7 protein-coding genes and 1 rRNA gene are annotated in these 7,801 nt (G+C 36.4%); 5 read left to right on the top strand and 3 right to left on the bottom strand.

Going from position 1 to position 7,801, the window contains the following annotated elements:
- On the bottom strand, positions 1-198 hold a 198-nt coding region (locus tag ACKI5B_RS01120; RefSeq protein WP_407425110.1), incomplete at its 3' end, for a hypothetical protein.
- A gap of 142 nt (positions 199-340) precedes the next feature.
- Between ACKI5B_RS01120 and ACKI5B_RS01115 the strand changes: the two genes are divergently transcribed.
- Positions 341-1,153 (top strand): TatD family hydrolase, encoded by an 813-nt coding sequence (locus tag ACKI5B_RS01115; protein WP_407425109.1) that lies wholly within the window; start codon positions 341-343, stop codon positions 1,151-1,153.
- Here the strand turns inward: ACKI5B_RS01115 and ACKI5B_RS01110 are convergent.
- Positions 1,120-1,449 (bottom strand): Hpt domain-containing protein, encoded by a 330-nt coding sequence (locus tag ACKI5B_RS01110; protein WP_407425108.1) that lies wholly within the window; start codon positions 1,447-1,449, stop codon positions 1,120-1,122. The two genes, ACKI5B_RS01115 and ACKI5B_RS01110, sit on opposite strands and share 34 nt — an antisense overlap.
- On the bottom strand, positions 1,433-3,016 hold the full coding sequence (locus ACKI5B_RS01105; RefSeq protein ID WP_407425107.1) for a FumA C-terminus/TtdB family hydratase beta subunit: 1,584 nt from the start codon (positions 3,014-3,016) through the stop codon (positions 1,433-1,435). Before ACKI5B_RS01105 ends, ACKI5B_RS01110 begins: the two co-directional genes overlap by 17 nt.
- A 53-nt stretch (positions 3,017-3,069) precedes the next feature.
- Here ACKI5B_RS01105 and lepB point away from each other — a divergent pair, with 53 nt between their 5' ends.
- The 4 genes from lepB to ilvB form a co-directional block, all read left to right on the top strand.
- Entirely contained in the window at positions 3,070-4,833 is a 1,764-nt protein-coding gene (gene lepB / locus ACKI5B_RS01100; protein ID WP_407425106.1) for a signal peptidase I, read from the top strand.
- The gene (locus ACKI5B_RS01095) at positions 4,830-5,957 is read left to right on the top strand and encodes a hypothetical protein (RefSeq protein WP_407425105.1); all 1,128 of its coding nucleotides are present in this window, start codon (positions 4,830-4,832) and stop codon (positions 5,955-5,957) included. The genes lepB and ACKI5B_RS01095 overlap by 4 nt, the downstream gene beginning before the upstream one ends.
- A 35-nt stretch (positions 5,958-5,992) precedes the next feature.
- Positions 5,993-6,102: ribosomal RNA gene (gene rrf / locus ACKI5B_RS01090) — 5S ribosomal RNA — on the top strand.
- Between the two features lie 38 nt (positions 6,103-6,140).
- A partial coding sequence (gene ilvB, locus ACKI5B_RS01085) for a biosynthetic-type acetolactate synthase large subunit (RefSeq protein WP_407425104.1) occupies positions 6,141-7,801 on the top strand: 1,661 nt, incomplete at its 3' end.

Here is a 7,801-nt window from a genome sequence, read left to right as displayed (position 1 = left end):
TTCAACTTCTGCAACTTTTGTAAGATATCCCGTGCGTACACAGCTTTCAAAAAGGGCTTTGCTGATGTAGTCGGTTGTTACATCATCGTAACCGTCTTTGTCGCGTACAATGCGAACGACATAGCCGTCATCCATTTCGCGCACAACTGTCATGTAATCTGAATTGCTTCCGATACTTTTAAGTGTATAAGTTCCCATAGTTATTCTCCCTAAAATCCAAAACTGGATAAACTTTTTTAGTTAGAAGAACCTTGTAAGTAAAGAAATATAAAGCTGTTCTTCCCAATACATTTATATTTTCGGTATAATTAAAATAGATTTTAGCTTTTTTTTAAGAAAAATGATTTTTTGTGATTCTCATATTCATCTTTCACATTCTCAAATTCCAAAATTTGCTGTTAATGAAAAATATTTCTGTGTTTCTTCATGTCATAATCTGAAAGACTTTTTATTTTTAGGGCGTTCCATGCCTTCGGCAACGTTTTTCGATACTCCTTCAATCGCTAGTTCATTTGCTTCTTATGGAATTCATCCGCAGGCTGTAAATGCTTCCTTCATGGAAAATCAATTTAATTCTGAACTTGTGCTAATTGAAAATCTCTTAAAATCAAAACAAATCACAGCAATCGGAGAGTGTGGGTTTGATTTTTTTACACAGGAATATAAATCTACGGCATTAGAGCAGGAAAAAGTCTTTGATGCGCAGTTAAATCTTGCACTTTGTTATAATATTCCGCTTGTGCTTCATCTTAGAAAATCAATCGAAAAAATTTTTTCCTATACAAAAGAGCTTAAAAAACTTCCTGCCGTTATTTTTCATTCTTTTCCTGGTACACTACATGAGGCTGTGTCGCTTAAAGCTCACGGAGTCAATACCTTTTTTTCTTTTGGAAAGCCTCTCTTAAATGGCAAAAAAAGTGCACTTGACTGTGTTTCTAATCTTCCTGCTGAATGTCTTCTGTTAGAAACAGATGCACCATATCAGACTTTAAAAGGAGAATCAGAAACCTTTCCACATGAAATTAAGCGCGTTTATGAAAAAGTCTGTGAACTTCGAAAAATTCCCTTAGAAGAACTTTCTGAGCAGATTTTTCAAAATTTCTGCAAAGCTTTTTTAATTCAGGATTTTAAAACAGAAAGTGTTTCGGTATAATCATCCCACATTTCATTGACGAGAGACAGAATTTCTCCTGTTTTTTTGCCGCGAAGCACATCTTCAAGTTCCTGACCGGAGTTTTTTAATTTTTCCATGCAAAGCTGTCGTGCTGCACCTTTTGTGGCGTGAACATAGCTTGCCGCTTCGCTCAATTTTTCTTCTCGAATCAGGTTTTCAAGTACCGATTTTTCAAATTTGTTTTCTTCAAGAAATGAATCAATTAAAATTTGAAGAAGCTCTTCGTCATTATCTACAAGATCCAGTGCAGCCTGTCTATTAAAAATTTCGTTCATAAAAATCTTCTCCGTTTTTATTAGTAATTATAAAACATGGAAGGTTTTTAACTTCTACAAGACGTACTGCTTCCATTCCAAGATCTTCATAATCTAAAATCTTCTGATCTGTTATGTATTGACTTGCAATTAATGCTGCAATTCCGCCGGGAGTTCCTAAATAAAAAGCTCCGTATTTTTTGCAGGATTCAGTCCATGTTTTGCTTCTGTTGCCTTTTGCAAGGGTTACAAGTGCTGCTTTACGGCTCATTAATGTTTCTGCGTAAGAATCCATTCTTCCTGCGGTTGTCGGTCCAAAACTTCCGATTATTTTTCCTTCAGGAGTTCTGGCAGGACCAGCATAGCAGACAGGATATTTCGTGCAGTATTCTGGAAGTGGTTTTCCCTCATCAATCAGTTTTTGCCAGCGTGCGTGGGCAGCATCGCGGGCAACTAGAATTTTCCCGTTTAATATGACTCGCTGTCCTGGTTTTGATTCTGAAAGGGAATCAAGAATGGCAGACATATCACCGGTGCTTTCGATACAGATTTCTGAATCCTGTTTTGTACTGTGCTGAGAACAGGCTGTTTCAAATCCTTTCAGGTCAGCTGGATTTGAGACTGTTTTTTCTAAATAGAGTCCTTCTTTTGTTAAAACAGCCCGTAAATTTCTGTGTGCTGAGCATGAAACTCCAAATGAAACAGGGCAGCTTGCTCCATGACGGGGAAGACGGATAACAACTGCACTAAGGGCAAATTTACTTCCCCCAAACTGGGCTCCATATCCGCATTCAGAAGCAATTTTCATAGTCAGCTCTTCAAGTTCTTTATCACGAAACCCCTGATCATTTGGTTCATAAGTCATTGAATCATAAGCGCCCATAGAAGCAAGTTTTAGTGTTAAAAGATTTTGTTCAGGGCTCAAACCGCCGGCAACAATTGCTATTGTGTATGGAGGACAGGCACTTGTTCCAAAATGTTCAAGCTCGTTTTTCATGAGGGCAGAAAATTTTTCTTTGGTAAGAAAGGCCTTTGTTCCCTGAATAAAAGTTGTTTTGTTTGAAGAACCTCCGCCTTTTGCACAGAATACAAAACTTACAGAATCTTCTGGCGCATCTTTTACAAATGAAGGTTCAGGTGCTAAAGAGCAGCCTTCATCAAAAATTGATATTTGGGCAGGAAGATTGTTTTTTGGATCTTTTTCTTCATAAAATGATTCTGGGACTGTGGTCGAAAAACGTAATTTTCTTTCGTTGTAGACTTTTTTAACACCTTCAGTTATTTCTGAATATGCATTTCGTAAATTAAAATTTCCTTTTTTCCAGCCGAAAATGTTTGCAATTCCAGTATCCTGGCAGATAGGGTAAATGCCTTTTGAAGCAACTTCAGCATTTTTTAGCATACAAGATAGAACATAACGGTCATTTTCACTGGCTTCGGGTGAAAGAGCTGCTTTAATAAGATTTTCTAAATGTTCCCGGGAAAATGTAAAAGAAAGCCGGGAAAAGGCAAGTTCAGCTGCACGGGAAAGTTCTGTTTCATTTTGAATAAAATCAAAATCTTTGAGACTGTTTTCTAATTTTCGCATATTAAAACTATATCACAATGACAATTTTTTCTCTATCTGATATAATTATTTTCATGAATATAAAAAAAATTCAAACACTTAGTTTTGCCTGCTGTATTTTTGCTGCACTCTTTTCTTTATCGCTTTTTTCTTTTAATGCTGATATTTCTTTAATAGCTTTTCCCGTATCAACTATTTTTACAGTTTTTCTGGCTTTCTTTATGCTTAAAAAACTTTTTTCTGATTCTAATCTGGCTTTTATTGCTGTTTCCAGAGAATTTTTGCAGTATCTGCCTTATGTTCTGCTTGTTTCTTTTGTATTCCGTCGGGCCGGTAATTCAGGTACGCCCTTTGTACTGGATTTAATATCTGTCATTTTATGGCTTTTTGCCTGTATTTTTTCACTGGTTATTCTTCATTATTTGAATCCAAAATATATTTCAAAAATTTCAAAAGAATGGTCGAATTATCTCGAATTAAAAAAGGCTGAGCGTAAAAATTCTGCTAATAAATCTTTTCTAAAGTCCGGAATAAGGGAGCTTTTGAGCTGGATTGATGCGCTGGTTCAGGCTGTTTTTATGGTTCTCCTTCTTAATATTTTTATAGTTCAGCTTTACGAAATTCCATCTGAATCAATGGTTCCGGAATTTTTAATCAAAGACAGAGTCGTAGTTTTTAAAACATTGAGCGGACCAAAATTTCCTCTTTCTGAAGTCGGCTTACCTTATATAAAAAAGTATAACCGCGGTGATATCGTGGTTTTCAGGAATCCTCATTATGCTGCTGACAGAAAATCTGAAGTAAGGACATTTTTATCACAGCTTGTGTATATGTGTACGCTTACAAAAGTAAATTTGAATGTTGATGAAAACGGCAATCAAAAGGCAGATCCTCTTGTAAAACGGGTTTGCGGAGTTGAAGGTGAACAGCTTATGATGCAGGATGGAATTTTGTATGCACGAACAAAAAAGTCTCCGGATTTTAAGGTCGTTGAATCTGATTCCAAATGGGCAACATGGAATTTAAATGCCGTAAAACCGTCTCTTAAAAAAGGCATCCGTGATTTACCGCTTACAGAAAGTGATTACGCTGATTTGCTTTCTGTAGAAGAAGAACGCCGGAATCTTAATCTTAAAGAAACATCTTCTGAATGTAAAAAAATCTCAGATAATTTTGCATCAATCTGGAAGCGCACTTCTAATACAAAAAGCGGAAAACTTTCATTTTCAGATGAACAGCTTTCAGTTTATTCACTTTTTATAAATTCAAATTATTTTACGGCTTCTCTTTTGTCCAGTCAAAACGGCTCAGACTGGTTTACAGCATTTATGACTGACTGGATTTTAAAAATTCCAGAATTTAATGGGGATTTATATTCAGAAGCAAATTACAGGCTTAATCTAATGATAAAACTCCTTGCCGGTAAAATGATTCTGCGTAATGCTGAACTTTACATATCCAGTCTTCAGAATGATGTATGGCAGCGGGATTCAATCCAGAATGAAAATCTTCAGAAAGCACAAAAACTTTACACTTATGTCATGCTTTTAGATTTACGTAATATGCCGGTTTTTCCAGCAAATGCTGATGACGGTTCCGCACGCTATATTCCGAAAAACTGTTATTTTATGATGGGAGACAATCGTTTTAATTCTCTGGATATGCGACATTCTTATGACCGCTGGAATACAAAACTTACAGTTTTTGATGCTTACAGTGTCACATATACCACTGATATGCAGCCTCAATATGTGAACCGTTCCCGAATGTTAGGTTCTACTTCATATCGTTTCTGGCCTGTTTCAAGAGCTGGAATACCGGGGAACACAGGAAGATGAAAAACAGTAAAATAAAATTAATTTTTGCTTTTCTTTTTTCTCTTGGCTTTCTTTATGCTTTGAACGCGCAGTCTGGAGAAGGTATTGTTTCTGTAAGAAATGAAAATGCTTTTCTTCCAGATGTTACAAAGCATGTTTTTTCTGAAAATGTACCTGAACTTTTACAGGGAATCTGGCAGGGAAGTGACAGACTTTTGATGTTTTCAAATCAGAATGAATTCGCTCTGGTACTGCGTGTTTTTTATCAGTGGTATGATGACAGAGCGGCAGAGCCTGCTTCTTTTGCGCAAATTAAAACAAGAGACCGTAATAATACCACAAAATCTCCGGCAGAAGACATTCAGATTCAATATACTACTATCTGCGAAAATCCGTCAAAAACTGCGGGCGTTTATGAACTTTCTGTAAAATATCCATATGAAAAGATTCCTGTTTTAATTCCTGTTTGTGTGATTGACGATAAAATATACCTTGATTTTTTGATTAAAGACAGTGCAAGCCTTACAGATTTTAATCTTCCTGAAAATTCTGCTAAAAATAGGAATCAATCTGTTGTTTCACTGCAAAATCGGGACGGCTTTTACAGGGCTGCTTCAACTGCAGACGGTATTACAATTTCACAACCGGTTTTTAAAAAGGAAGTTGTATCTTATTTCATTGAAAATAATGAAAGTGAAATCTATAAAATCCGTTACTGGCTTTCAGAAATGGAATATTCTTATGCAAAAGCGACATTCTCTGATGGTGAAAAAATTTTTTCTGTGGACAAATATTTAAGAATTGGAAGTAATGTTTATCAATGCACAACTGGAAGAAGTACAAAAATCAGGAATATTCAAAAGTCTTCAAAATTTGAAAAGGCTGTTTCATATGACTCAGACGGTGGAATAGTTGCATTCGGTGAACCTTACCTTATCAAAGTGCCGGAAGGAAATGATAGAACAGCCGTTCAGATTTCTCAGAGATTCTTAAATACAATAGAAACTGACAATAGCCGCAAAAAGCCGCTTCCAAAACCATTGTTCCCTCCGACATTTCCAAAGTATCGCTGGAAGGAAATTACAGAACTTGAACTTTTTAATCCTTCTACATGGAATAAACGTAATTTAGATATTCATAAGTGATTGACATAAGTCCTGAATATCAATAATATAAAGCTGCTGGTGGTCATAGTGAGGTGGTAATACCCGTTCCCGTTCCGAACACGGAAGTCAAGCACCTTTACGTCGATGATACTCCTAACTGGGGGAAAGTAGATAGTCGCCGGCTTTTTTTATTTTAAACAACAACATTTAAGGAAGGCTTTTATGGCACAATTAACCGGTTCTCAGATTATAATCAATCTTTTAAGACAGAACAAAATTGATGTCGTCTTTGGTCTTCCTGGTGGTATGATTCTGCCTCTTTACAATGAGCTTTTTGTTTCAAATTTTAAACATGTCCTGGTTCGTCAGGAACAGGCAGCCGGTTTTATGGCTCAGGGAGTTGCCCGTGTTTCTGGAAAAGCTGCTGTTTGTATGGCAACAAGCGGTCCTGGTGCAATGAATCTTCTTACAGCTGTTGCGGATGCACGCTGCGATTCAATTCCTCTTGTAGCAATTACGGGGCAGGTAAATACAAATTTAATAGGAACTGACGCTTTTCAGGAAGCAGACACTTTCGGACTTTCCTTTCCAATTACTAAACATTCAATAATGGTAAAATCGGCAAAAGAACTTTTAACAGCAGTTCCCTTAGCTTTTGCAATTGCAGAAAGTGGAAGACCAGGACCAGTTTTAATTGATGTACCACGAAATGTTCAGACTGAATTATGCGATGTTCCTGCTGATTTTGATACTTCATTTAAAAGAATTTACGATGATTATATTTCTAATTCATCACGAAATAAGACAAAAGATGAAGAAATTTCTGATATTGTAAAAAATATTATTGAAGCTTTAAAAAAAGCAAAAAAACCTGTTCTTTACATAGGCGGTGGCTGTAACTCTTTTGAATCCAGTGCTCAAATTCTTGAATTCTTAAAAGTTTACGATATTCCTGTCATTTCAAGTTTAATGGGACTTGGGGTTGTTCCTAGAAATGCTGAAAATTTTTTGGGAATGGTCGGTATGCACGGAACTTTCGCTGCAGGAAAAACAGCCTACGAAAGTGATTTAGTGATTGCTGCAGGTAGTCGTTTTGATGACAGGGCAGCAGGAGTTCCTGAAGGATTTTGTCCTGATGCTAAAATTATTCATATTGATATTGATGCAGCTGAAATTAATAAAATCCTGCCAAGTTACGTAAGTTTTATAAGTGACACAGCTACTGCTTTCAAAAAAATAAATTCTGAACTTAAAAATGCTGATTTATCTGTATTTAATGATGAGCGAAAATCATGGCTTTCTTCCTGCATTGAACAGAAAAATCTGGAAGAAGTTACTTTAGAAATGAGTTGTAAAGCAGCTGAATGTTGTGGAGCGAAAACCTGTGGTAAAAAGGGCGGTGCAAACTATAAAAATCCAAGGGAATTTATCAAAAATCTTCCTTCTGGTAAAGATATTATTGTTACTACGGATGTCGGTCAGCATCAGATGTGGGCAGCACAGTTTTTTAATATCCAGCGTCCACGACAGTTTTTAACATCGGGGTCTCTCGGTACAATGGGGTTTGGTCTGCCTGTTGCACTTGGAGCGGCTTTTGCAGAACCTGACAAAAAAATTATCTGTATTTCAGGTGACGGTTCAATCTTAATGAATATTCAGGAACTTGCTACAATGGCAGAAAACAATCTCAATGTTACTGTAATTGTACTTGAAAACGGTGCCTTGGGAATGGTAAGACAGCAGCAGGAATATCTTTTTAACAAAAATTATTCTGCAAGTACGTTTGCTTCAAATCCTGATCTTTTAAAAATTGCAGAAGGATTTGGTATAAAGAGTGTTGATGCAGATTCTGATGCAGACTGGCATAAAAAGGCATTTGAAGA

Origin of the sequence: Treponema sp., assembly GCF_045657965.1 — a bacterium.
In the GTDB taxonomy this organism is placed as follows: Bacteria; Spirochaetota; Spirochaetia; order Treponematales; family Treponemataceae; genus Treponema_D.
This window is presented reverse-complemented; position numbering and strand designations above follow the sequence as displayed.

What these genes read in the sequence shown, in the direction of transcription:
- ACKI5B_RS01115 (WP_407425109.1), top strand. Translation starts at nt 341, where the DNA reads ATGATTTTTTGTGATTCTCATATTCATCTTTCACATTCTCAAATTCCA.
- ACKI5B_RS01110 (WP_407425108.1), bottom strand. Translation starts at nt 1,449, where the DNA reads ATGAACGAAATTTTTAATAGACAGGCTGCACTGGATCTTGTAGATAAT.
- ACKI5B_RS01105 (WP_407425107.1), bottom strand. Translation starts at nt 3,016, where the DNA reads ATGCGAAAATTAGAAAACAGTCTCAAAGATTTTGATTTTATTCAAAAT.
- lepB (WP_407425106.1), top strand. Translation starts at nt 3,070, where the DNA reads ATGAATATAAAAAAAATTCAAACACTTAGTTTTGCCTGCTGTATTTTT.
- ACKI5B_RS01095 (WP_407425105.1), top strand. Translation starts at nt 4,830, where the DNA reads ATGAAAAACAGTAAAATAAAATTAATTTTTGCTTTTCTTTTTTCTCTT.